This is a genomic window from Streptomyces sp. S4.7, assembly GCF_010384365.1.
Classification (GTDB): domain Bacteria; phylum Actinomycetota; class Actinomycetes; order Streptomycetales; family Streptomycetaceae; genus Streptomyces.
On sequence record NZ_CP048397.1, the window covers coordinates 961309 to 985444 of the forward strand.

At 73.4% G+C, this 24136-nt stretch carries 15 protein-coding genes; 5 read left to right on the forward strand and 10 right to left on the reverse strand.

Features of this window, described 5'->3' with window-relative positions; genetic code table 11:
* Window positions 1-10: 10 nt before the first annotated feature.
* The 9 genes from SSPS47_RS04155 to SSPS47_RS04195 all read right to left on the reverse strand — a co-directional run bounded on the left by SSPS47_RS04155 (window position 11) and on the right by SSPS47_RS04195 (window position 17259).
* Entirely contained in the window at window positions 11-4975 is a 4965-nt protein-coding gene (locus SSPS47_RS04155; RefSeq protein ID WP_239064769.1) for a hypothetical protein, read from the reverse strand.
* 95 nt (window positions 4976-5070) lie between these two features.
* Window positions 5071-5982 (reverse strand): hypothetical protein, encoded by a 912-nt coding sequence (locus tag SSPS47_RS04160; protein WP_164248825.1) that lies wholly within the window; start codon window positions 5980-5982, stop codon window positions 5071-5073.
* 76 nt (window positions 5983-6058) lie between these two features.
* Window positions 6059-7603: a hypothetical protein gene (locus SSPS47_RS04165; protein ID WP_164248827.1), complete on the reverse strand. Its 1545-nt coding sequence runs from the start codon at window positions 7601-7603 to the stop codon at window positions 6059-6061.
* A gap of 212 nt (window positions 7604-7815) precedes the next feature.
* Window positions 7816-11463: a hydantoinase B/oxoprolinase family protein gene (locus SSPS47_RS04170; protein ID WP_164248829.1), complete on the reverse strand. Its 3648-nt coding sequence runs from the start codon at window positions 11461-11463 to the stop codon at window positions 7816-7818.
* Window positions 11460-12374, reverse strand: a complete 915-nt coding sequence (locus SSPS47_RS04175) for an SGNH/GDSL hydrolase family protein (protein WP_239065213.1) — start codon at window positions 12372-12374, stop codon at window positions 11460-11462. Before SSPS47_RS04175 ends, SSPS47_RS04170 begins: the two co-directional genes overlap by 4 nt.
* 68 nt (window positions 12375-12442) lie before the next feature.
* A complete protein-coding gene (locus tag SSPS47_RS04180; protein ID WP_164248832.1) occupies window positions 12443-13714 on the reverse strand; it encodes a glycosyltransferase in 1272 nt (423 codons plus the stop codon).
* Window positions 13711-14907: a glycosyltransferase family 1 protein gene (locus SSPS47_RS04185; protein ID WP_164248834.1), complete on the reverse strand. Its 1197-nt coding sequence runs from the start codon at window positions 14905-14907 to the stop codon at window positions 13711-13713. Before SSPS47_RS04185 ends, SSPS47_RS04180 begins: the two co-directional genes overlap by 4 nt.
* A gap of 275 nt (window positions 14908-15182) precedes the next feature.
* Window positions 15183-16601, reverse strand: a complete 1419-nt coding sequence (locus tag SSPS47_RS04190) for a HEAT repeat domain-containing protein (RefSeq protein ID WP_164248836.1) — start codon at window positions 16599-16601, stop codon at window positions 15183-15185.
* A gap of 205 nt (window positions 16602-16806) precedes the next feature.
* Window positions 16807-17259 carry an ankyrin repeat domain-containing protein gene (locus tag SSPS47_RS04195; RefSeq protein ID WP_164248838.1) on the reverse strand — a complete coding sequence of 151 codons (453 nt, stop codon included), beginning with the start codon at window positions 17257-17259 and terminating at the stop codon, window positions 16807-16809.
* A 255-nt stretch (window positions 17260-17514) separates the two neighbouring features.
* Between SSPS47_RS04195 and SSPS47_RS04200 the strand changes: the two genes are divergently transcribed.
* Window positions 17515-17709: a hypothetical protein gene (locus SSPS47_RS04200; RefSeq protein ID WP_055611072.1), complete on the forward strand. Its 195-nt coding sequence runs from the start codon at window positions 17515-17517 to the stop codon at window positions 17707-17709.
* A gap of 46 nt (window positions 17710-17755) precedes the next feature.
* The gene (locus SSPS47_RS04205; RefSeq protein ID WP_164248840.1) at window positions 17756-19411 is read left to right on the forward strand and encodes an ABC transporter ATP-binding protein; all 1656 of its coding nucleotides are present in this window, start codon (window positions 17756-17758) and stop codon (window positions 19409-19411) included.
* 33 nt (window positions 19412-19444) lie between these two features.
* Here the strand turns inward: SSPS47_RS04205 and SSPS47_RS04210 are convergent, their stop codons facing one another.
* A complete protein-coding gene (locus SSPS47_RS04210) occupies window positions 19445-20953 on the reverse strand; it encodes a PLP-dependent aminotransferase family protein (protein WP_164248841.1) in 1509 nt (502 codons plus the stop codon).
* Between the two features lie 104 nt (window positions 20954-21057).
* Between SSPS47_RS04210 and SSPS47_RS04215 the strand changes: the two genes are divergently transcribed.
* From SSPS47_RS04215 to SSPS47_RS04225, 3 genes are read left to right on the forward strand one after another with little or no spacing between them, the layout of a single operon-like run.
* Window positions 21058-21726, forward strand: coding sequence for a hypothetical protein (locus SSPS47_RS04215; protein ID WP_164248842.1), 669 nt, complete (start codon window positions 21058-21060; stop codon window positions 21724-21726).
* Window positions 21723-22487 (forward strand): glycerophosphodiester phosphodiesterase, encoded by a 765-nt coding sequence (locus SSPS47_RS04220; RefSeq protein WP_164248843.1) that lies wholly within the window; start codon window positions 21723-21725, stop codon window positions 22485-22487. The genes SSPS47_RS04215 and SSPS47_RS04220 overlap by 4 nt, the downstream gene beginning before the upstream one ends.
* Before the next feature lie 43 nt (window positions 22488-22530).
* On the forward strand, window positions 22531-23889 hold the full coding sequence (locus SSPS47_RS04225) for an MFS transporter (protein WP_239064770.1): 1359 nt from the start codon (window positions 22531-22533) through the stop codon (window positions 23887-23889).
* The last annotated feature ends 247 nt before the right edge of the window (window positions 23890-24136 follow it).

Genomic DNA, 24136 nt, shown 5'->3' on the forward strand with positions numbered 1-24136 from the left:
GACGAGTTGTCTATTGAGCCTGTGAGGAGGCGGCCGGCGCACCGTCGGCCGACTCCCCGTCGGCTTCCGGCCCTTCGTCGGCCGACTGCGAGGCGGTTGCCTCCGCCGTGGGGGGAGTCGCTGCGGGCGCGGCGCCGGGGCCGGCGGTCGCGGTCTGGGAGCGTCTGAACATCCGCGTCGCCGTGATCTCGCCGTGCACCGTCTGGCCGTCCGGGTCCTGTTGGGGAAGTCCCGGCCGCAGATGCTCCTCGACGCTGATGTATTTCAGGCCGGCCCGCAGGTCCGCGTCGTTGCGCAGCCGGATCACCAGGGGGAATTCGGCCAGTGCCGTCGTGTCGAAGAGACCGGTCGTGTAGAGGAGCTGGACGCCGAGGGCGTCCGAGACGGCCCGCTGGAGTTCCAGCAGATACGTGGCGTTGGCGCGGCCGATCGGGTTGTCGAGGAAGAGCGTGCCGGCGTGCCGGTGCTTGTCCCGTCCCCGGTCGTTGCTGCGGAGCGCTGCCATCGTGCAGTAGAGGGCGATCGCGGCGGTCAGCAACTGGCCGCCGGAGAAGACGTCGCCCATCTGCCCGACCGGGACGCGCTCCGCGCGCAGCACGGCGTCCGGCTTGAGGATCTCGACGGCGATGCCCTTGGGCTGGAGGGCAGCCTGGACGCCGCGCAGCAGCAGGGACATCCCGTCCCGGCGGAGGTCGGAGTTCTTCTTCAGGGCGGCACGGGTGGCCTCGTCGATGACCTCGCCGAGCCGTTCGGTGAGGGTCGCCTGGTCGGGTTCCTCGAAACGGATCCGGAGGAATTCCTGGCCGGACCACTCCCCCAGCCCTTCGGGCAGCCTGGAGAGCCGCTGCGCCGAGCGAAGGGTGGTGAGCGCGGATTCCACCAGTCCGCGCAGCCGGTCGACGATGGAGTCCCGGTTGCGTTCCAACTGCTCCAACTCGTCGGTGAGCACACGCAGCCGGGGCGCGAAGGCGGCGGCCCACTTCGCGGCGTGGTCGGGCAGCGCGGTCGCCGGCAGTTCACGGATCTGCTGGCGGGCCGGGGTGCGTACCTGTTCGTAGCGGGTGGAGTTGGCGTGCCGTACGAGAATGTCGCTCGCTTCCCGGACGGCGGCCTCGGCGGCTGACAGGTCCGTGGCGCAGCCGCGCAGCGAACGGCGGGCCTCGGCGGCGGCGTTGCGAGCCTCTTCGATCGTCCCCGGGTACGGCTCGGGCTCTTCCGTCGCCTCGTCGCCGTCCTCGTGGGCCGAGCCCCTGAGCAGGTCGCCGAGGAGGGCCGCGGTGTCCTCGAAGCCGCCTGTGGCGTCCTCGGCGGTGCGGTGGGCGTGCAGCAGCTCGCTGTGCGCGGCGCGGGCGGTGTCCAACGCGTCGGTGCGGGTGGCGAGTTCCCCGGTGGCCGTGCGCAGCAGGGCCTGTGCCTGGTCCACGTCGGTGGGGACCCGGCTCTCGGGCAGGTCCGTGTGCGCCTCGCCCTTGGCGGGTGCGAGACGCTCGGCCTCGCCGCGCAACCGGCCCAGCTGCTCACTGGCGGCCGACGCGCGTGACTCCAGCATCTGGACGAGGGATTCGGCGCGGGCCGCCGCGGCCTGCCGGGACGGCCCGTCGGCGCCGTCCGTGCTCTCCAGGAGCTGGGCGGCGCGGGTGCGGACCTTGTTGCTGAGCCGGTCCAGTTCGGCGAGGGCCGCGCCTTCGTCGCTCTCGGCGTGGGCCTGTTCGGCGCGCAGGTCGGCGCCGACGCCGACCTTCTCGTACAGCTGCGAGGCGGCGCGGTAGGCCTCGCGCAGCGCGGGGAGGGCGGTGCGCGGCGCGGGGAGGGCGGTGCGCGGCGCGTTCGCGCCGGGCTCGGGCAGGTTCTCGGGGGCGCCGGCGATCTCGGCGCGTTCGGCCCGCAGGGCACGGGCCGTACGGCGGGCGTCGTCGGCGGCGCGCTGGGCGGCGCGGCGGTCCTCGTCGGCGGCGCGGGCGCGGTCGAGGCAGGCGGTGGCGCGGGCTTCGGCCTCGGCTGCGTCGCCGGCGAGGGCGCGCAGTCTGACCTGCCAGCCGGCCCGTTCACGCAGCCGGAAGGCGAGGCCCGCGAGTGCGTCGGCGACGCGGCGCGCGCGCTGGGCGGCCTCCTGGCGTTCGTCGCGCACCCGTGCGGTGTCGGCGGCGGCCTCGTCGGCCTCGGTCCGGACGGTACGGGCCTCGGCGAGTTCGGCGCCGGCCGCCCGAGCCACCTCCTGGGCCGCGTGTGCGGTCTCGGCGAGTTCGGCCAGCCTGCCGGGCGCGCAGGTGGCCCGCCAGGAGCCGAGGCGCGCGGCGATGGCCCGGTCGGCGGAGAGCCGGGCGGACAGGGTACGGATCTCCTCGTCGCGTGCGGTCGCCTTGGTGCGCAGGGACTGCCGTTCGGCGTCGGCCGCGTGTTCGTCGTGCATCGCCGGGTTGGGCGGGACGAGGAAGACGCCGGTGTCCTCACCGCCGGCCGTACCGAGCGGGTCCGGGCCCGGTACCGGCGCGAGCAGCGCCGCGGCCGTGCCCACGGCGACGGCCGAGCGGGGCAGGAGGGCGGCGCCGGAGAGGATTTCGCGGGCCCGGGCGTGCGAGGCGGGGTCGGTGATGACGACGCCGTCGACCAGTTCGGGCCGGGCGGCGAGGACGGCGGCGTGGTCGGCGGGGTCGACGGCCTGGGCGAGGTAGCGCCAGCCGGGGAGGGCGGGGATGCCGTGTTCGCCGAGGTATTCGACGGTGGCCAGTACGTCGGGGCCCGGCGGCAGCAGTCCGCCGTCGCCGAGTGCGCCGAGGATGCGGGAGTCGTCTGCGGCGGCCGTGCGCAGGTCGAACAGTTGGCGCTCGGCGGCGACGACGCCCTGGTCGAGGAGTTCGCGCAGTTCGTCGGCGTACCGGTCCAGCTCCTCGGCGGTGAGGGGGCCCTGACCGGTGGGGTGCGGGTCCGGGCCGGCCGCTCGGGACAGTTGCCCGACGGCGGTTCCGGTGCCGGTGCCGTCCCGGCGCTTCGTACCCCCGGGGCCTCCAGGGCCTCCCGAGGCTCCTGAGCCGGGCTCCGGGGCCTTGCCGGGCCCCGATCCCTCCGAGGGGCCGGACGGGCCGTCCTGGGCGCCGCTGCGCGGCCCGGGGACGCCCGCTCGTGCCGGGGCACCGGGCAGTCCGAGCAGTTCGGTGAGGCGTTCCTCCTCGGCGATGGACTCGGCGGTACGGCGCTCCGCCTCGTACTCGTGCTCGGCGGCGCGGGCGGCGTCGACGGCGCGGGCCTCGGACAGTTCGGCGCGGGACTCCGCCGCCGCCGCGTCCCTGGCCAGGTCCGCCGCCGCGCGCGCGGCCTCCCTGGCCGTGTCCCAGGCGGCGACGGCGGAGTTCTCCGCGTCGCTCGCGGCGAGCGCGGCGCGGGCCGGGTCGGCGTCGGGGGCCGTGTCGTCGAGCCAGCCGGCCCGTACCGCCTCGGCGGTCTCCTGCTCGACCTCGGTGAGCCGCTGGCGCAGATGGCCGGTCTCGCTGCGGGCCCGTTGCGCCTCGGTGGCCGCCGCTGTCGCGTCGCGGTGGGCGGCCTCGCCGACCTCCTGGAGCGCTGCGGAGCGCTCCTCCTCCTCGTTGGCCAGGCTCTCGCCGTCGGCGGCGGCGGAGTGCAGCGCGCGGACGAGGTCGGCGGCGGCGGTGGCGCGGGCGGCCAGGGCGGGTGCCGCGTCGCGTTCGGCCTCACGGATGGCAACGGCGACGCGCGCCGAGCGGTCGGCGGCGGCGCGGTGGCGCAGGACGTTCTCGGCGGCCTGCCAGGCGGAGTGGAGCGTGCGGGCGTCGCTCAGTTCGCGCCGCTGGGCGGCGGCGGCCTTCTCGGCGACGGTGAGGGCCAGGGAGGCGTGCCGGTAGGCCAGTTCGGCGGCGATGAGCGCGCTTCGGCCACGGGCGCCGTCCGCCTCGGTGACGGTGTGGGCCGCGGCGGTGACCTGCTGGGCGAGGTCGCCGACGCGGTCGCGTTCGACGGCGGCGCGGGCCGTGAGCCTGCGCGCGAGCGTGCGGGTGCGGCGCTCGGCGACGGAGTGGATGTCGCGGGCCCGGGACCGGGAGTCGGCGGCGTCGACGATGCGGCCGAGCAGGTCGACGGAGCCCGCGGTGAAGTCCCGCTCGGCGGTCAGCTCGGCGCGGCGGCCCAGTTTGTTGCCGAAGCCGCCGACGAGGTCGGCGAGCCCGTCCGTGTCGCGGGTGTCGGTGACGGCGCGCAGCAGCAGATCGGTGAAGTCGGAGTCCTTCTTCACCGCGAAGAGTCCGGCGGCCTCTCCCTCGTCGGCGTTCATCTCCCGCTGGTAGCGGAAGAGTTCGGGGTCGAGACCCAGGTCTCCGAGGTGCTCGATCCAGCGGTCGTGGATCTCTTCCCAGTACACGTCGAGGTGCGGATACGCCTTGCCCGCCTCGGTGATGGCGTCCCGGAACCCCTTCATGGTGCGGCGTCGGCCCCGCGCGCCGGAGACGCCCTCCACGGGCCGCCGGACGGCGGTCGACTCGGCGACCGGCAGCGAGTCGAGGCTGAGCCCGGGGCCCGGCCGGAAGGAGTACCAGGCCTCGGCGAACTTGCGCGGGTCGTTGGACACCTGACGGCCGCGCCACTCGCTGGCCTTGCCGACCACGACCAGTTCGCCGGTGAGGGTGTGCTGCCACTCCAGGGCGACATGCCCGCAGTCGTCGGCGAGCAGGAACTTGCGCAGCACGCCGGAGCTGGCGCCGCCGAGGGTGTTGCGGTGGCCGGGCAGCATCACCGAGAAGATCAGCTTGAGCAGTACGGACTTGCCGCCGCCGTTCTCCAGGAAGAGCACTCCTGCGGGGGCCGGGCGGCGCGGCGGGCCGACCGGCTCGTCCTCGAAGAACTCCGCCTGGGTGGGGGCGGGACGGGGCACCGGCTCGCCGACTCCGCGCAGGTCGAGCACGGTGTCGGCGTAGCGCGCACCGGCAGGCCCGATGGAGTAGAGGCGGACCCGGGACAGCTCGTACATGGCGGCGGACTCTCGTCGTGGTCAGGACCGGATGAAGACCGGCGGTGGGGGCTGGGTGGGCGCGGGGGCTGCGATCCGCTCGGCCATCGGGCCGTTCAGGAGTGGAAGGGCAGTCCGGCGTCGGCGACCAGGCCGAGGTCGTCCGGGTCGGGTGGGGGGAGCAGCGTGGCCGATCCGTCGGTGACCGGAACGACGCCCAGGGCCAGCAGTTCGGCCATGGCGGCGCTGCCGGCCATGTCGCGGACCTGGAGCTGGTAGCGGGCCGTGGTGCGGTACGCGCCTCCGGCGTCGTCGCCGGTGCGGTGCAGGAACCCGGAGTCGGTGAGGAAGGCCATGGCCTTGCCGATGATGCCGGTGGTGGAGCCCGCGAGGCGCCGCGCGTCCTTGGTGGCTCCGGTCGCGCTGCGGCGCGCGTAGATGCGCCAGGCCGATTCGAGGCCGGGGGCGTCCGTCTCGGGGTCGGTGTTCTCGCCCTGTTCCTCTGCCTGTTCCTCCAGCCTGCGGCATGCCTGCCGTACGAAGGCGTCGACACCGTTGACGGTGATCCGGCCGATGTAGCCGTCGTCGGCGAGGTCCTCGGGGCGGGGGAAGGCCATGGCGGCGACGGCGAGATGGGCGAGGCCGTGCAGGAACCGGTCGGCGGAGTCGGTCGAGACGCGGCGGGCGTAGTCGCCCATGCGGACGGCGAACACGGAGTCCTCGCCGGCCGTCACGGCCATCCCCGCGCGGGACGAGACTTCGAGGACGACGAGACCGAGGCCGGTGGCGACCGCGTCGGAGAGCCGCGCGAAGGCCGGCTCCTCGCGGTAGCGGCGCAGCAGGTCGGCGTATTCGGCGTCGCGCGCGGGCAGCAGTTTGGGCTGGAGTCCGAAGGAGACGAGCCGGGCCGCGTCGGCCGCGTCGGCGGGGGTGACGGCGCCGCCCGGCGCGGGGGCGGTCGCGCGGGCCGTGTCGGTGCCGCCCGGCTCGCCCCACGCGGCGGCGTGCTCTGCCTGGTGGTCGCTCACGGCCGCTGCTCCTTGCTGGGGGTCGTCCTGTTGAGGGTGGCGCGGAGGCCGGCGATTGGGGCGACGTCGGTGGGCGTCATGCCGCCTCCTTACGGTCGGCGGTCATGCCTGCGGCGTCCAGCAGGGCAGTGCCCACTATGAGGTCGGCCCCGCCGAACTCCGGGTCGTCGAGGGGAGTTCCGTCGTCGACGGCGAACAACAGCCGCTCCTCGCCCTGCCGGTAGGCCGTGCCGACCGGCGGACTGGCCGCGTGGACGGCGAGCAGCGCGACCAGATAGGGCAGGTCGGGATCGCGGCGGCGGGCCTCGGCGAGCAGGCCCGAGAGTCTGCGTGGCGCGTCGTGCTCCAGGTCGAGCAGCTCCATCGCGCTCGCCAACTGCTCCTCGCTGAACCGGCTGTCGTCGGGCGTCGCGATCAGATCGGGCTCGGGCATCTCCGCCCCCAGGTGTTCGCGCTCCACGGGCGGGGTGAGCAGCAGGTCCACGAGGTCGCCCACCCGTACGGAGGCGGGGGTGCGCAGACCGGTGCCTCGGGCGAAGAACGCGTCGGTGACCCGGCTCGCCCGGTCGACGGACAGCGGGAGGAGCGGGGCGACGAGTTGGCCGTACAGATCGAGCCCCGTCCGGCTGGTGGGCTCGGCGAACGCCTGGCGGTCCTGCTCGGCGCGGAACAGCGGGCCGGCCTCCAGCAGCCGGGACTGGAGCTGGGTGTGTCTGCGGATGCAGTCCTTGACGATGTCGACCAGCTCGGCGGCGCGCCGCTTGTGCTCGGCCGTCTTCGGGTCGGCGCCGGTCTCCGCCTCGTCACGTGACTTGCGGATGTTGTTCAGGATGGCGTTCTCGTGGCGATAGCGGTCGGCGACGTGGTCGAGCGCCTCGGCGATCATGTCGGGCACGGCGTTGAGCCAGTCGACGGCGCGGACGTTGCGCCGGGTCGCCTCCAGGGTCCTGCGCAGGGTCTCCGCGTACTGCACGGTGCGGTACCGGGCCTGTTCGGCGGCGAGTTGGGCGTCGGCGAGCCGCCCCCTGTTGATCAGCACCTCCAGTTTGACCTCGGCGGCGATCTGCGCGCTGGTGACATCCGTGTCCAGCGCGCCCACCAGCACGTTGACCGCCTCGTCGGTGGTGCGCAGATAGACGCTGCCGCCGTGGCCGGGGACTTCCTCGATCAGTTTGAAGTCGTAGTCGCGGCGGGTGTAGACGCCGTCGGCGCCGAACGTGCCGTACACGGCGCGGAATCCGCGGTCGACGCTGCCGACGTTGATCAGGTTCTCCAGCACCCAGCGGGCGACCCGCTCGTGCTCGGTGACCGGGCGGTGCGGTGCCTGGGCCGCGACGCGCGGCAGGAGTCTGGCCACTATCTGCTCGTGGTCCGCGCCCGTGTCGAAGTCCATGTTGAGCGTCACGAGGTCGATCGCCGAGAGCGCGACCTCCGCCATCGCGTAGACGGAGTACTCACCCGCCAGATTGGCCTTGCGGGTGTCGAGATCGTGCAGCGGCGCGGTGCACGCGAGCGCGCGCAGCCGCCGCGCCAGCCCTTCGTCGGCGGCCGGGCCCTGGGCGAGCCGCGGCGCCGCGCTGAGCTGGGGCGGAACGGAGTCCGTCGAGGCAGGCGAAGTCACGCTGCACAGATTAGGTCCTCGGACCGACAACGGTCGAAACGACGCAGAAGCCCCAGCGGCGGCAGAGGGCCGGCGGGCGGGCGGCGGTCCGCCCACCGGCCCGCCGCGCCGGGCGGGTTCGGCTCGATCACGAGCGGCGCGGTGGCGGGTTCGGCCGGGTGCCGGGCTCGGCGAGGTGCCGGGTTCGCGCCGGTGCCGACCAGTTGGCGGGTTCAGCGTGGCGTTCCGTACCCCCCGCCGCCCGGGGTGCGCAGCACCAGCACGTCGTCCACGGCGACGTCGACCGAGTCGACGCCCTTCAGCGCCGTGCGCGCTCCGTCGGCCCTTTCCACCTCGTTGGCGCCGAGTTCGCCGGCCCCGCCGCCCGCCATGCCGTAAGGCGGGACCGTGCGGTGCCCGGTCAGCAGCGTCACCGTCATGGGCTCCAGGAAGCGGATGCGCCGTACGACTCCGTTCCCGCCGGTCCAGCGGCCCCGGCCGCCGCTGCCGTCCCGCACGGCGAATCCGTCGACCCGCACCGGGTAGCGCCATTCGAGCACTTCGGGATCGGTGAGGCGGGAGTTGGTCATGTGGGTCTGGACGGCGTCGGCGCCGTCGAAGCCCTCCCCCGCGCCCGATCCGCTGGCCACCGTTTCGTAGTACTGGACGCGTTCGTTGCCGAACGTGAGGTTGTTCATGGTGCCCGAGCCCTCGGCCTGGACACCGAGCGCCGCGTACAGCGCCCCCGTGACGGCCTGCGAGGTCTCCACATTGCCCGCCACCGTCGCCGCCGGGAAGGCCGGGGACAGCATCGAGCCCTCGGGCACCCGCACGTCCAGCGGCGCCAGACAGCCGCTGTTGAGCGGGATGTCGTCGGCGACCAGTGTCCGGAAGACGTACAGGACGGCCGCCATCACCACGGATTTGGGCGCGTTGAAGTTGCCCTCCTGCTGCGGCGAGGTGCCGGTGAAGTCCACGACCGCCCCGCGCGCCTCGCGGTCGACCCGCACGGCGACCTCGATGACCGCGCCGTTGTCGGTCTCGTAGCGGTACGTCCCGTCGCTCAGCCCGGCGATGATGCGGCGTACGGACTCCTCCGCGTTGCGCCGTACGTGTCCCATGTAGGCGTCGACGACGTCGTGGCCGAACTGCTCGGTCATACGGCGCAGTTCGGCGATGCCCTTCTCGTTCGCGGCGATCTGGGCGCGCAGGTCGGCGAGGTTGGTGTCCGGGTCGCGGGAGGGGTACGGCGCGCCGGCGAGCAGTCCGCGGGTCTCGGCCTCGCGGAGCCTGCCGTCGCGTACGAGGAGCCAGTTGTCGAAGAGCACGCCCTCCTCGTGGATGGTCCGGCTGAAGGCGGGCATCGAACCGGGCGTGATGCCGCCGATCTCCGCGTGGTGACCGCGCGAGGCGACGAGGAAGCGCAGCCGTTCGCCCTGTTCGTCGAAGACCGGCGTCACCACCGTCACATCGGGCAGATGGGTGCCTCCGTGGTACGGGTCGTTGACGGCGTACACGTCGCCGGGGCGGATCGAGCCCTCGTCGCGCTTCAGCACCTCCTTGATGGACTCGCCCATGGAGCCGAGGTGGACGGGGATGTGCGGCGCGTTGGCGATCAGGTTGCCCTCGGCGTCGAAGAGCGCGCAGGAGAAGTCGAGCCGTTCCTTGATGTTGACGGAGTGGGCGGTGTTCTCCAGCCGTACGCCCATCTGCTCGGCGATGGCCATGAAGAGGTTGTTGAAGACCTCGAGCAGTACGGGGTCCACGTCGGTGCCCGCCGCGACCCTGGTGGGGCGGGGGTGTACCCGGGTCAGGAGCAGATGTCCGAGGTCGCCGACCACCGCCTGCCAGCCCGCGTCCACGACGGTCGTCGCGTCGTCCTCGGCGATCATCGCGGGGCCCGTCACGGTGTCGGCGGGCCGCAGATCACCGCGCCGCAGCAGCGGGCAGTCGCGCTCGGTGCCGTCGACGAACATCGTTACGTTCGCGGGCGGTACGGACCCGCCGTCGCCTTCCACCGAGGTCGATCCGGCCGCGTACGTGCCGTGCGACGCGGCCTTCCCGACGGCTTCGACCGACACGGCCTCCACCACCAGGGGCTTGTCCATGGTGAAGGCGTAGCGCGAGCGGTGTTCCTCCTCGAAGGCCGCCTTCATCCCGGCGGCGCCGCCGAGGGGGACCGCCAGGCTCGCGTCCGTTCCGGCGTACCGGAGCAGCACGCGCGCGTGGGTGGTGATCGCGGCGTCCGGGACGGAGTCGGCGCGCAGTTCGGCGCGGGTGCGCTCGGCGAGGGCGGCGCACACCTCCCGCACCCGGCCGATCGTGCCGCCGCCGTCACCGCCGTCACCGCCACCGTCTTCCCGGTCGCCGTCGCCGAGTTCGGCCTCCACCGACTGCTCCCGCATGGCGGTGGCGTCGGCGAGCCCGATGCCGTACGCGGAGAGGACCCCGGCGAGCGGCGGCACGATCACCGTGTCGACGCCGAGCGCGTCCGCGACGGCGCACGCGTGCTGGCCGCCCGCGCCGCCGAAGCTGGTGAGCGCGTAACGGGTGATGTCGTGGCCGCGCTGCACGGAGATCTTCTTGACCGCGCTGGCCATGTTCAGCACGGCGATCTCCAGGAAGCCGGCGGCGACTTCGGCCGGTTCGCGCCGTACGCCGGTGGCCTTCTCGACCTCACGGGCGAGCGCGGTGAAGCGCTCACGCACCACGTCGGCGTCCAGCGGCTGGTCTCCGTCGGGTCCGAACACGGCGGGGAAGTGGTCCGGCTGCACCCGGCCGAGCATCACGTTGGCGTCGGTGACGGTGAGCGGGCCGCCCCGGCGGTAGCAGGCGGGGCCCGGCACGGCGCCCGCGGAGTCGGGGCCGACGCGGTAGCGCTGGCCGTCGAAGTGGAGTACGGAGCCCCCGCCGGCCGCCACGGTGTGGATGTTCATCATGGGGGCCCGCATCCGGACCCCGGCGACCTGTGTGCCCAGTTCGCGCTCGAACTCGCCCGCGTAGTGCGAGACGTCGGTCGACGTGCCGCCCATGTCGAAGCCGACGACGCGGTCGTGGCCCGCCTGTCCGGAGGTACGCGCCATGCCGACGACACCGCCGGCCGGCCCGGACAGCACGGCGTCCTTCCCACGGAAGTGGGCCGCCTCGCGCAGCCCTCCGTTGGACTGCATGAACATCAGCCGGATGCCGCGGAGTTCGGGGGCGATCTCGTCGACGTAGCGCCGCAGGATCGGGGAGAGGTACGCGTCCACGACGGTGGTGTCGCCCCGTGGCACCAGTTTGATCAGGGGGCTCACCTCGTGTGAGGAGCTGACCTGGGTGAAGCCCGCCGCGCGGGCCGCTTCCGCGACGGCGATCTCGTGGTCGGGGTGGCGGTAGCCGTGCACGAGGACGACGGCGGCGCTGCGGAAGCCGTCGTCGTACGCCTCCCGCAGCCGTGCGGCGACGGCCTCCGTGTCGAGCGGCCGCACGGTCGCACCGTGCGCGTCGACGCGTTCGGGCACCTCGATGACGCGCTCGTAGACCGCGTCCGGCAGCACGATGTGACGGTCGAAGAGACGGGGCCGGTTCTGGTACGCGATCCGCAGGGCGTCGCCGAAGCCCTCGGTCACGAGGAGGACGGTCGGCTCACCACGGCGCTCCAGCAGTGCGTTGGTGGCGACGGTGGTACCCATCTTGACGACGTCGATCCGGTCGGCCGGCACCGGATCTTCCGGCGCCACTCCGAGCAGCAGGCGGATCCCGGCCACCGCGGCGTCGTCGTACTGCTCCGGGTTGTGCGAGAGCAGCTTCCTTGTGACGAGCCGTCCGTCGGGCCGCCGCCCCACCACGTCGGTGAAGGTGCCGCCACGGTCGATCCAGAATTCCCAGCGCCCAGTCATTCCCCCATTCTCGCAAGCGGACGGGTCGGCGGCAGGGCCGTCAGCGCACGGGAGAGCGCGTGCTCGGCGCGCAGATCGAGCCGGGTGGCCGTGCCGCGCGCCCGGTGGCGCATCTCGCCTCCCGCCAGCAACAGCAATTCGGGGAGCAGATCGGTGCTTCTGCGCACCATCCAGCCGGTGCCCGCCGTGGCCAGCCAGAGCAGCGTCTCCGTCCGGGTGGGCGGCGGCCGTTCGGGCTCCGGTGACGGTGACGGGCCCAGCGTCAGGCCGCGCTCGGTCAGCATCGCGTGGAAACGCGCGGCGATCATCCGGTGGCCGCGTTCGCCGGGGTGCAGCCGGTCGGCGCTCCACAGCGAGCGGTCGGCGACCCACGCCGGGTCGGCGGCGTGCAGATGGACGGCGCCGTACCGCGCGGAGAGCGCGTGGACGAGGGTGTTGACCGCGCGTTGTCTGCGCGCGAGGGGTCTCGCGAGCGGCCCGGGCAGGCCGAGCATGACGCCGGGGTCGGGGAGGCAGGCGGTGAGCAGGACGGTACCGCGCGCTGTGAGGGCGGCGCACACCTCGTCGAGGGCGCGGGCGATGGAGGCGATGTCGAAGGCACGGCGGAGGGTGTCGTTGACGCCGACGACGACGGAGGCGATGTCGGGCCCGAAGGCGAGGGCGGCGGGGGTCTGTTCCGCACGGACGTCACGGGTCAGGGCGCCGCTGGTGGCGAAGTTGTGGAAGGCGGCGGAGGGTTCGACGCGGGCGACGGGCGCGGCGGGGGCGGAGGCGCACCCCGGCGGTGCGCACGCCGTCGCGCCGTCCGGCGTGAGCGCCTCGGCGAGCAGTACCGCCCAGCCGCGCCAGCCGCCGTCCACCCGGTCCCCGACACCCGCGGTGAGTGAGTCCCCGAGCGCGGCGAACCGCATCGGCCTCGGTACGGAGGGCTCCACGACGGGAGCGGCTCCGGGCGGCACCCCGGCGTTCGCGTAGACGGTCATCCCGCGCCTCCGGCGGCAGGACGCGCCGGCGACACCGCGACGGGCGGCACGGGAGGGACGGGCGGCGCCGCGACGGGCGGCACGGCGGCGGGCGTCGCGGGCGCCACAGACCCCGTCGGTACCCCCGCCGGCGCCCCGTGTGCCGCCAGGAAGGCCGCCACCGCGCGGTCCCACCCGAAGAGTTCGGCCCGCGCCCGCGCGGCGGCGCGCCGGGCGGCCTCCGGGCGGTCGAGGAGTTCCCGTACGGCGTCGGCGTACGCCCCTGGTGTGTCCGTCGCCGTGCCGCCCGCCGCGCCCAGGATCTCCGGGAGTGCCGACGACGCGCTGGCGACAACCGGGGTGCCGCAGGCGAGTGCTTCCAGCGCGGAAAGACCGAACGTCTCGGCCGGGCCGGGAGCCAGGCAGATGTCCGCGGCGGCCTGGAGGTCCGCCAGGTCCTCCCGGTCGCCCACGTGCCCGAGGAACACCACGGGCAGCCGCCGTTCGCGCGCCCGGCGTGCCAGCGCGTTCGCCAGCGGGCCGTCCCCGGCGACCACCAGCGCCGCCTTCACCCCCCGGGCACGGAGCGCGGCGAGGGCGTCGAGCGCGGCGGCCGGGCGCTTCTCCACGGAGAGCCGCGAGCAGAGCAACAGCAGGACATCGGCCCCGCGCGCGTGCCTGGCCCGCAGCGCCTCGCGCCGCCGGTCCGGCCGACAGCGCCGCAGGTCGACACCCAGGGGCGCGCGCACCACGTTCCGCGCGCCGATGCGGACGAACTCGCGCTCGGCCCACTCGGTGGTGCACACGATCCGTGAGTACGACCACGCGCTGCGACGGTTGAGCCGGTCGGCGGCGCGTCCGGCCGCCACAGTCGGTACACCCCAGGTGCGCAGCACCCCGTCGGCGGTCTCGTGCGACACCATGACGGCGGGTATCCGGTTGCGCCGCGCCCACTCCCCCGTCCACCGCAGGGTGGTGCGGTCGGAGACCTCCAGGCGGTCGGGGGCGAGGTTTTCGAGCAGGGCCCGCAGGCGTCGGCGGTCGGTCAGCGCCCGGTAGCCGCCGGTGCCGGGCAGCACCGCTCCGGGCAGGGTGATCACCCGCCCCTGTGAGGTGTGTTCGTCGCTCGGACGCTCGCCGGGGACGACCAGGACCGGTTCGTGCCCGGCGCCCAGATAGCCCGAACCGAGCTCCTGGAGGGCGGTCCGCAGGCCGCCGGAGGCCGGGGTGACGAAGTTGGCCAGCCGCACGATCCGCAGGCCGCGAGGGGCGGTGTCCGTGCCGCTCATGCGACCACGGCCGTGCGTTCGCCGAGTACCTCGGTGTAGTGGTCGAGCAGTTGGTCGCCCACCACGGCCCATGTCCGGCCCTCGACGGTGGCGCGTGCCGTGCTTCCGTAGGAGGCGCGCTGTTCCGGGTCGGCCCGGAGGTTCCGTACGGCGTCGGCGACGGCCCGCGCGTCGTGGGGCGGCACGAGCAGTCCGGTGCGGCCGTGGTCGACGAGGTCGAGCGGTCCGCCCGCCGCCGGGGCGATCACGGGTGTGCCACTGGCCATGGCCTCCTGGACGGTCTGGCAGAACGTCTCGTACGGCCCGGTGTGCGCGAACACGTCGAACGAGGCGAAGATCCGGGCCAGTTCGTCCCCGGTCCGGCGGCCGAGGAACACGGCGCCGGGGAGCGCCGTGCGCAGGGACGGCTCGCTCGGCCCGTCCCCGACGATCACGACCCGTACGCCGGGCAGCGCGCAGGCCCCGGAGAGGAGTTCGACGTGCTTCTCGGGCGCCAGTCTGCCGACGTATCCGACGATCAGCTCGCCGTTGGGCGCCAGCGAGCGGCGCAGTTCCTCGTCGCGCAGCTCGGGCCGGAACCGGACGGTGTCCACGCCGCGCGGCCAGAGCCTGACGCGCGGGACGCGGTGTTCGGCGAGGTCCTTCACGGCGGCGCTGGACGGCGCGAGTGTGCGGTCCGCCGCGCTGTGCACGGCGCGCAGCCGCCGCCAGGCCGCCGCCTCGCCCGCGCCCATGTAGGTGCGGGCGTAGCCGGCGAGATCGGTCTGGTAGACGGCGACGGCGGGGATGTGCAGCCGTGCGGCCGCCGCCATGCCGCGTACGCCGAGGACGAACGGCCCGGCGAGGTGCACGAGGTCGGCCCGGTGTGCCGCGAGGGTCGCGGCGACCCGACGGCTGGGCAGGGCGACGCGTACCTGGGGATAGCCGGGCAGGGGCAGGGAGGGGATGCGCACCACGGGGCACGGTGCGTCGGAGTCGTTCGTACGGAAGGCGGCGGAGGGGGACGCGGAGTCGGCGGGGGACGGGGAGGGGGACGCGGTCCCGGTGCCCGCGAGTGCCGCGGACGACGATGCCGGTGCGATGACGAGCGGGTCATGGCCGCGGGCGACGAGATGCCGGGCGGTCTGCAGGGCGCAGTGCGCCACGCCGTTCACATCGGGCGGGAAGGACTCGGTGACGATGACGACACGCATAACCGTGTTGTCGCCGTACCGGGGGTGGTACCGCCAACGTGGATCTTTCCGCGTGGGAAACGTCCCGTGAGCATTGGTGTTCCGGGGGTCCGAGCGGAACTTCGACGGCCGTGAAACCGTTCGCGCCCCTGATCGGAACCGGAGTGCGCCGTGCGGTTCATCTGCTGGAGTCCGTACGGCCACCCCTGCCCGGTAGAAGCCTCCGGCGCGCGGAGGTCGGCCCGCGGGGCCCCGCTCCGCCCCCCGCCCGGTCCGCACCGGGCGGGGGGGCGTTGTCAGACGGCGGGCGCGTCCGGCCCGATCCGGCTCCGTACGGCGGTCTGCACCTCGGCCTCCTCGGCCGGATCCGCGGCGAGCCGCCGCAGCCGGTCGGCGACCCGTACGTCACCGGTCTCGGCGTGGAGCGCGGCGACCTCTCGCGTGGTCTCCTCGCAGTCCCAGAGGCATTCGACGGCGAATCCCGTGGGATACGAGGGGTCGGTGGCCGCCAGCGCCCTGGCCGTACGGCCGCGCAGTTGTGAGGAAGCGGTCTCCCGGTACACGTGGCGCAGCACGGGTGCGGCGCAGCCGATGCCGAGCCGCCCGGTGCCGTCGACGAGGGTCCACAGACGGGGCGCGTCGGGTCCGTCGGACCGTACGGCCTCCCGCAGCGCTCCGAGCACCAGTTGGGAGTCCTGTGCGCCGCCCCGGGAGGCGAGGACGCCCGCCGCGGAGGCGCCGAGGGCGTCGGGCCGGTGCACCCAGCCGCGTGCCCGGTCGACCGCCGCTTCGCCGCACATCCGCTCGAAGGCGGCGACTGCGGCCTCGGCCAGACTCTCCGACGGGTCGGTCGCCGCGGCCTCGATCAGGTCGAGCACGGCGGGATCGCGGGCCTCGGCGAGATAGTGCAGCGCCGCCGAGCGTGCGCCGGCGGGGGCGCTTCGGCCGGCTTCGACGATCTCGGCACGGTCGTCGGGTCCGGCGACCGCCGTCAGACAGCGGGCGGCGGGCACGTGCAGGGTGGTGCCCCGTTCGAGCCCGTCCTGCGCCCACGCGAAGACGGCCCGGACGCTCCAGCCGGGGCGCGGGCCGGCCGGCCGCATCTGCTGCTGCCATCGGTCGAAGGAGCCCTGTTCCCGTGCCTCCCTGACGCGTGCGGCGACCGCCTCGCGCGGGTCGTCGGCCCACAGCCGCCAGGGCCGGGGCTCGAAGGCGTTCCGGAGCGCGGTCGCCAGCTCCGCGTCGCCTTCGGCGGTCGTGGGGAATCTGGCGAGGATCGGCGGGGCGAGCGACCGCAGGCCCGCGTCGTCGTCGCGCAGTGCCAACTCGTCGAGCGCCCAGGTCCAGTTGGATCCCGACGCGGCGTACCGGCGCAGGAGCGCCAGGGCGTCGTCCCGTCCGTAGGAGGCGAGGTGGCCGAGTACGGCGAGGGAGAGCCCGGTACGGGACTCCTCGGTGTCGAAGTGGTCCTCGGCACGGAAGAGGTGGTGTTCGAGCGCGTCGAGATCGCCGTGGAGGTCCAGGTAGAGGCGTGCGTAGTAGAGGGAGCGGTTCTCGACCTGCCAGTCGTGGCGGGGGTCGTTCATGACGCAGTGGTTGAGGGCGGTGAGCGCCTCGGCGCGGGGTGCGGCCAGCGCGTGCAAGGTGCCGTCGCCGCGCCCCCTCTGCAGCAGGCCGAGCAGCGTGCCGCTCGGCGCTATGACTGGATCGAACATGGGGAGAGCCTCACATCAAGCTGTCGACGCGACCGGAGTGTGGGGATGCCTAGGCTGCCTAGGCCGCGCGGCAACATCGCTCGACCGTCGTCTCATGCTTGGTGTAGACCATCTTCCTCTGCCTCTCGTCGGTGGCCCCTTCCGGGCCCGACGTCATGATGACCCACCCATTTCGCCACCGCGACCACATTTACGACGACTCCTTTCACCGCGCTGCGAACAGCTCCAGCAGGTCCGTCTTCCCGAACATGCGCGCTGTATCCACGGCGGAGGGTGTTCCGGCCGTCGGGTCGGCCCCGCCGGTGAGCAGCGCGCGGATCACGTCGTCCTCGCCCTTGAAGACCGCTCCGGCCAGTGGGGTCTGTCCGCGGTCGTTGGGGCGGTCGGCCTCGGCGCCACGCGAGAGCAGTGCCGTGACGGCGGGTGCGTGGCCGTGATAGGCGGCGAGCATGACCAGTGAGTCGCCCCGGTCGTTGGTGAGGTTCACGGGGACGCCGGCGTCGACGTAGGCGGCGAGCGTCTCGGCCTCTCCTCGGCGCGCGAGGTCGAAGACCTTCGTGGCGAGTTCGACGACGTCACTGTCGGGAGCGCCACCGCCGGGGGCCCCGTTCTGCGGGGTCGCGCCGGCCGAAGCCGCGCCGTCCGGGGTCTCGCTCATCGGTGAACCGTCTCTCTCGCGTCGCTGACCTGGGGCGTACGGCCGGGGAGCCGTACGGGTGAATCGACAGATTACTGCCCCGTAGACCGCTCCGGGGCTACACAGGCCGCATCAAGCGGTACGCGAGCTTCCGCCGTCCGCCGGTCCAGTGAAATTCATCGAATTTCACCCACTTGCACCTTTTGTCACATAGATACTTACTGTGAGCATGGAAGAACTCATGGTGACTGTCCCCCTCGACCAGGAGAACCCCTCATGATCCTGTCCATCTCAGGCGTCGTGCTGCTCGGAATCATCGTCTTCCTCTTCTTCAGGAAGGACGGACTCAAGGCGTCCCACGCCCTCGTCTGCGCACTCTTCGGCTTCTACCTCGCGGGCACAGCCATCGCCCCGAGCATCACGGCCGGAGGCGCCAGCCTCGCCGGCCTGCTGGGCGGGATCAAGTTCTGACCGCCTTCCGTCCCTCTCGCACCTTTCGCACCTTCAGGAGACAGACGTGGCCCGGCGACCACTCCCCCGCACTCTGAGCAGAGGCAGCGCTCGCATCGCTCGCAGCCGAGAGATGGCCCGCTCGGCCGCCGACAGCGCCACCGACGTCCTCCATCCGCTGATCACGATCACGCGTGGCCTGCGGCTGCTGGCCGGCTCGGGGCGGCGTAAGTGGGCCGCCACGCCCAAGGAGCGGCGTGGTCCCGCGCTGTTCCTGGTGGCGGCCTGCGTCCTGGTGGTCGCGCTCCTCCCCTACGGACCGCTCCTCACTCTCATCTCGGTGATGGCGGTGGCCGGCTGGAAGGGGCGCGACCGCACGCCGGCCCGCAACGGGCCCACCGACGCGGAGCTCCAGCGCCTGCGCTCCCTCTACGAGGCGCTGGTGCCGTACTTCTCCGTCCCGGAGGACCCGAGTCCGCTCTTCGCCCACGGCGGCGAGTGGGACAAGGCCTTCGACGAGTACGAGTTCGACGCCGACGGGCGTCTCACCCGGCTGCGGGTGTCGTACCCGGCCTACTTCACCGACGGCGAGGACTCCTCCCGTGTCCGGATCGAGCATCTGCTGCACGCGAAGTCCGGGCGGGGCCGGGAGTACCTCTTCGACTGGGACGAGGAGGGCAATGAGCTGATCATGAGCGTGCTGCCGCCGCTTCCCACCGGTATCGCCGCCCAGCGCTTCGTCACCGCTCCGGGCGAGACCGTGCTCGGCTTCACCGACGCGGCCGCCGTCCGGCGCACCGTGCCGGTCGTGCAGGACGACGAGACCCGTGACGCCCCTCCCGTGGTCTGGCGTACGGGTGCCCGCTCGACCGAGCCTCATCTGCTCGTCGTGGGGCGCCCCGGAAGCGGCACCACGAGTCTGCTGCGCTCGATCGCCCTCCAGGCGCTCGCGCACGGCGACATCGTGATCGTGGACGGCAACGGGACCGGCGAGTACGCCAGCCTCACCGGCCGTACGGGCGTCCTCGCCGTGGAGTGCGGGCTCTCGGGCGCGCTGTCCGGTCTCGAATGGGCCGCCAACGAGACGGAACGGCGGCTGATCGCCGCCAACCGCGCCCGGCAGTCGGGGCGCGCCGTGCCCGAGGACACCAGACGCCCGCTGTGGCTCCTGCTGGACCGGCCGAGCGCCTTCACCCACCCGGCGGCGGCCGACGGGCGGCCCGATCCGCAGGAGCTGCTCCAGGTGCCGTTGCGGCACGGCAGGGCGGCGAACGTGACGGTGGTCGTGGCGGAACAGTTCGACACCCTCGACGCGCTCAGCCGGACCGTACGGACGCACACCCGCGCCCGGGTCGTGCTGGGGACCGCCACCCGCGAGGAGCTGGCATCGGTCCTCGGAGCGCCGCCGCACACCACCCCCACCCCGCAGACCCCCACCGGCCGGGGCTACGCGCGGCTCGGCACCGGACCGGTGCTCAGGCTCCAGGTCCCGGCGACGCCCGATCCGTACGACGACGCCACCAGCGACGCGCACCGGCGGGCGGTGCTGGATCTGCTGCCGGACCGGCACACACCGCTCGGCGCCACGACGGAACCCACCGACACGGCCACCCGGACGGCCGAGCCGGACGCGGAGCCCGGCCGGCCCGGCCGTGCGCGGGTCGAGCCGCGACCGCGGCAGAGCCAGACGCCGGTGCCCACCGCCGTACCGGCCGAGGGCTGACCGGAAACCGTGGGCGCCCGGACGGCGCCGCGGTCAGGCGACGAACGTCCGCGGCGTGTCCGTGCCGGCGCGCGCGCCGCTCTCCACGAGGCGGGCGGCCGCCGCCAGCCGGACGGCCGCCTCGTCCGCGACGGGACCGCCGACGGTGAACGGCAGCCGCACATAACCCTCGAAGGCGCCGTCGACCCCGAAGCGCGGCCCGCCCGGCACCCGTACGCCGACCCGTTCGCCCACCTCCGCGATCCGCGAGCCCGACAGTCCGCCGGTGCGCACCCACAGCGTCAGCCCGCCGCGCGGCACGTCGAACTCCCAGCTCGGCAGCTCCCGGCGCACGGCCGCCACCAGCGCGTCGCGGTTCTCCCCCGCCTGGGCGCGCCGGATGCCGACCGCCTGCTCCCAGCCGCCGGTACCCATCAGCCAGTTGATCGCGAGCTGTTCGAGCACGGGGGTGCCGAGGTCGGCGTAGGCGCGGGCGGAGACCAGTGAGCGGATGACCTCGGGCGCGGCCCGTACCCAGCCGATGCGCATGCCCGCCCAGAACGCCTTGCTGGCGGAGCCGACCGTGAGGACCGTGCTGCCCGCCGGGTCGAACGCGCAGACGGGCGGCGGGAGTTCGGCGCCCGGCCGGTCCCCGTCCAGATACAGCTCGGACATCGTCTCGTCGACGACGAGCACCGTCCCCGCCGAACGCGCCGCCTCGACCAGTTGTCTGCGCTGGTCCTCACCGGCCAGGGCGCCCGTCGGATTGTGGAAGTCGGCGACGACGTACGCGAGCCGGGGCGCGGCGTCCCTCAGTACCTGGCGCCAGCGCGGCAGGTCCCAGCCGGCCAGCCCCTCCGCCATGGCGACGGGAACGAGCCGGGCGCCCGCCTCGCGCATCAGCTGGAGGATGTTCGCGTAGCTGGGCGACTCGACGGCGACGCGCTCGCCGCGCCCGGCGAAGAGATGACAGATCGCGTCGATCGCGCCCATCGCGCCGGTGGTGACCATGATCTGCTCGGGCATGGTCGGGATGCCGCGCGCCGTGTACCGGTCGGCGATTGTCTGGCGCAGCGCGGGCAGCCCCGCCGGGTAGTCACCGTGGGTGTGCGCGTACGGCGGCAGCTCTTCCAGGGCGCCGCGCACGGCGGTGGTGAGCCAGGGCTCGGGCGCGGGAAGGGCCGCGCAGCCGAGGTCGATCATCGAGCCGAGGGCGTCCGGCGGCAGCGGTTCGAGGCCGCGGGCGGGCAGCGGGTTCCCGGCCGGTACGGCGGTCCAGCTGCCGGCGCCCCTGCGTGATTCGAGGAACCCCTCGGCGCGCAGGGCCTCGTACGCGGCGGCGACCGTCGTACGGCTGACGGAGAGCGCGAGGGCCAGTTCGCGTTCGGCGGGGAGCCGGGCGGCGACCGGTACGCGGCCTTCGAGGACGAGCAGTCTGACGCCGTCGGCGAGGGCGCGGTAGGCGGGCGGTTTGCGGGTGCCGGGGCCGGCGGGTCGCGGCTGCTGGGCGTGGAGCTGGCGCGCGAGCTGAGCCGCCCCGACCGCTGAAGTCCACTGCGTCATTTAAATCAGTCCACCTTCCCCGAATTGGCCATGGTTGGCCTTCGCCTCCCCGCCACAGAGTGACACGAACCAGTCCACTCGATCCACTCCAGGAGGACAGCGCCTTGTCCATCACGCCCGCTCTCCGTGGGAAGCGGCTCCCCCGCCGGCTCGTCCAGCTCTACGTCGGTCTGACGCTGTACGGCGTGAGCTCGGCCCTGCTGGTCAGGGGCGGTCTGGGACTGGAACCGTGGGGTGTGCTGCACCAGGGCCTGTCCGAACTCACCGGTCTGACCATGGGTGTCGTGTCGATCATCGTCGGCGCGGTCGTGCTGCTGCTGTGGATCCCGATCCGGCAGCGTCCCGGGCTCGGCACGGTCTCCAACGTCTTCGTGGTCGGCATCGCGATGGACGCCACCCTGGCCGTCGTCCCGGACGGCCGCGTTCTCGCCGTGCAGATCCCGCTGATGATCGGCGGAATCGTCCTCAACGGTGTGGCCACCGGTCTCTACATCGCCGCCCGGTTCGGACCCGGCCCCCGCGACGGTCTGATGACGGGGCTGCACCGGCTCACCGGCCGGTCGGTACGGCTGGTGCGTACCGCGATAGAGGTGGCCGTCGTCGCCACCGGTTTCGTTCTCGGCGGTTCCGTCGGGATCGGCACGATCGCCTACGCGCTGGCGATCGGGCCGCTCGCCCAGCTGTTCCTGCGGGTCTTCGTCGTCCCGGCGACGGACGACGGCGGCGCGGTCGTCGCCGGGGGTTCTCCGGAGCAGGCCATACTTCGGCCGTGACTCCCGTACGCCATCCCTATCTGGACCATCCGTCGCCGATCCCGTTCGCCCACCGCGGCGGCGCGGCCGACGGGATCGAGAACACGGCGGCCGCCTTCCGGCGCGCCGCCGGACTCGGTTTCCGCTACTTCGAGACCGATGTGCACACCACGGCCGACGGCCGGCTCGTCGCGTTCCACGACGAGACCCTGGACCGGGTCACCGATCTGCGCGGCCGGATCCGCGACCTGACGTGGAGCGAGATCAGCCGGGCCAGGGTCGGCGGCGGCGAACCGCTCGCGCTCTTCGAGGACCTCCTGGAGGAGTTCCCCGGCGCCCGCTGGAACATCGACATGAAGGCGGAGCCGGCCCTCCTCCCGCTGATCGAGCTGATCCGGCGGACGGACAGCTGGGACCGGGTGTGCCTGGGCTCGTTCTCGGAGGGGCGGGTCGCGCGGGCTCAGCGGCTGGCGGGTCCCCGGCTCGCCACGTCGTACGGGGTGCGCGGGGTCCTCGGCCTGCGACTGCGCTCGTACGGGGCGCCCGCGCCCGTCCGCAAGGGCGCCGTCTGCGCGCAGGTCCCGCAGGACCGGAGCGGTGTGCGGCTGGTCGACGAGCGCTTCGTGAGGACGGCACACGCCCGTGGTCTCCAGGTGCACGTGTGGACCGTCAACGAGGCGGATCGGATGCGGGCCCTCCTGGACCTTGGTGTGGATGGCATCATGACCGATCATCTTCAGACGCTGCGCGCGGTGTTGACCGAGCGCGGACTGTGGCACTGACCGGTACGGATGTCCCCTCCGGGGACGAATGAGGGGGCGCGGGGTGACCGCCGACACCGCGGGCCTGACCGACGACGAGACGGGCCGCATACGTGAGCAGCGCGGCTGGTACTTCTACGACTTCGCGTGTTCCGTCTACTCGACGAGCGTCGTCACCGTCTTCCTCGGCCCTTATCTGACGTCCGTGGCGAAGGCCGCGGCCGACGCCGACGGTTTCGTCCATCCGCTGGGCATCCCGGTGCGGGCCGGTTCGGTCTTCGCGTACTCGGTGTCCGTCTCGATCGTGCTGGCCGTGCTGCTGATGCCGCTGGCCGGCGCGGCGGCGGACCGGACGGGGCGCAAGAAGCCGCTCCTCGCCGTCTCGGCGTACGTCGGGGCGGGGGCGACGGCGGGCATGTTCTTCCTGGACGGCGACCGCTACGCGCTGGGCGTGGTGCTGCTGGTCGTGGCGAACGCCTCGCTGTCGGTGTCCATGGCTCTCTACAACGCCTATCTGCCCCAGATAGCCACGCCCGAGGAGCGCGACGCCGTCTCCTCACGGGGCTGGGCGTTCGGCTACACCTCGGGCGCCTTCGTCCTCGTACTGAACCTGATCCTCTACACCGGCCACGAGTCGTTCGGCGTCTCGGAGTCGACGGCCGTACGGATCTGTCTGGCCTCCGCCGGTGTCTGGTGGGGCGCGTTCACGCTGGTGCCGCTGAGCCGGCTGCGCGACCGGCGGGTGGTGAGGGACACCGGCAGGGCGGGCGAGGGATCGGTCGGTACGGGCTGGCGCCAGCTGATGGCCACACTGCGCGACATGCGCCGCCACCCCCTGACGCTCTCCTTCCTGCTCGCCTATCTGATCTACAACGACGGTGTGCAGACGGTGATCTCCCAGGCGTCGATCTACGGCTCCGAGGAGCTCGGCCTCGACCAGACGACGCTGATCACGGCTGTGCTGCTGGTGCAGATCCTGGCGGTGGCGGGCGCGCTCGGCATGGGACGGCTGGCGCGGACCCACGGGGCCAAACGGACAATTCTCGCCTCGCTGGCCGTCTGGACGGCGATCCTGGCGGCCGGATATGTGCTGCCCGCCGGGAAGCCGGTCTGGTTCTTCGCCCTCGCCGCCGCGATCGGCATGGTGCTCGGCGGGAGTCAGGCGCTGTCGCGTTCGCTGTTCTCGCATCTGGTGCCGCGCGGCAAGGAGGCCGAGTACTTCGCGGCGTACGAGATGAGCGACCGGGGACTGAGCTGGCTGGGACCCCTGGTGTTCGGCCTGGCCTATCAGGTCACCGGCAGCTACCGGGACGCGATCCTCTCCCTGGTGATCTTCTTTGTGATCGGTTTCGCGCTGCTGGCGAGGGTGCCGGTCCGCCGGGCCGTGGCCGAGGCGGGAAACCCCGTGCCGGAGCGGATTTAGACGTTGAAGTGAAAGCGCGGTAGTGTACGCCGTTGGCCTGCCAGCCGGACCGTTACCGCGTGTCACAGAAGCGAAAACACCGGATGACATCCAGCGCTACATGTGACAAACCGGGCACTGGTGGGTAGACAAGGGGCGGCACGACGGGCGACGCATGACCCGCAACGGGAATCTTTACCGCCGACCGGACGTTGACCGGATGACGACGACAGCGACACCTGTCCTGTGGGCGACAAGCCCGGGAGGC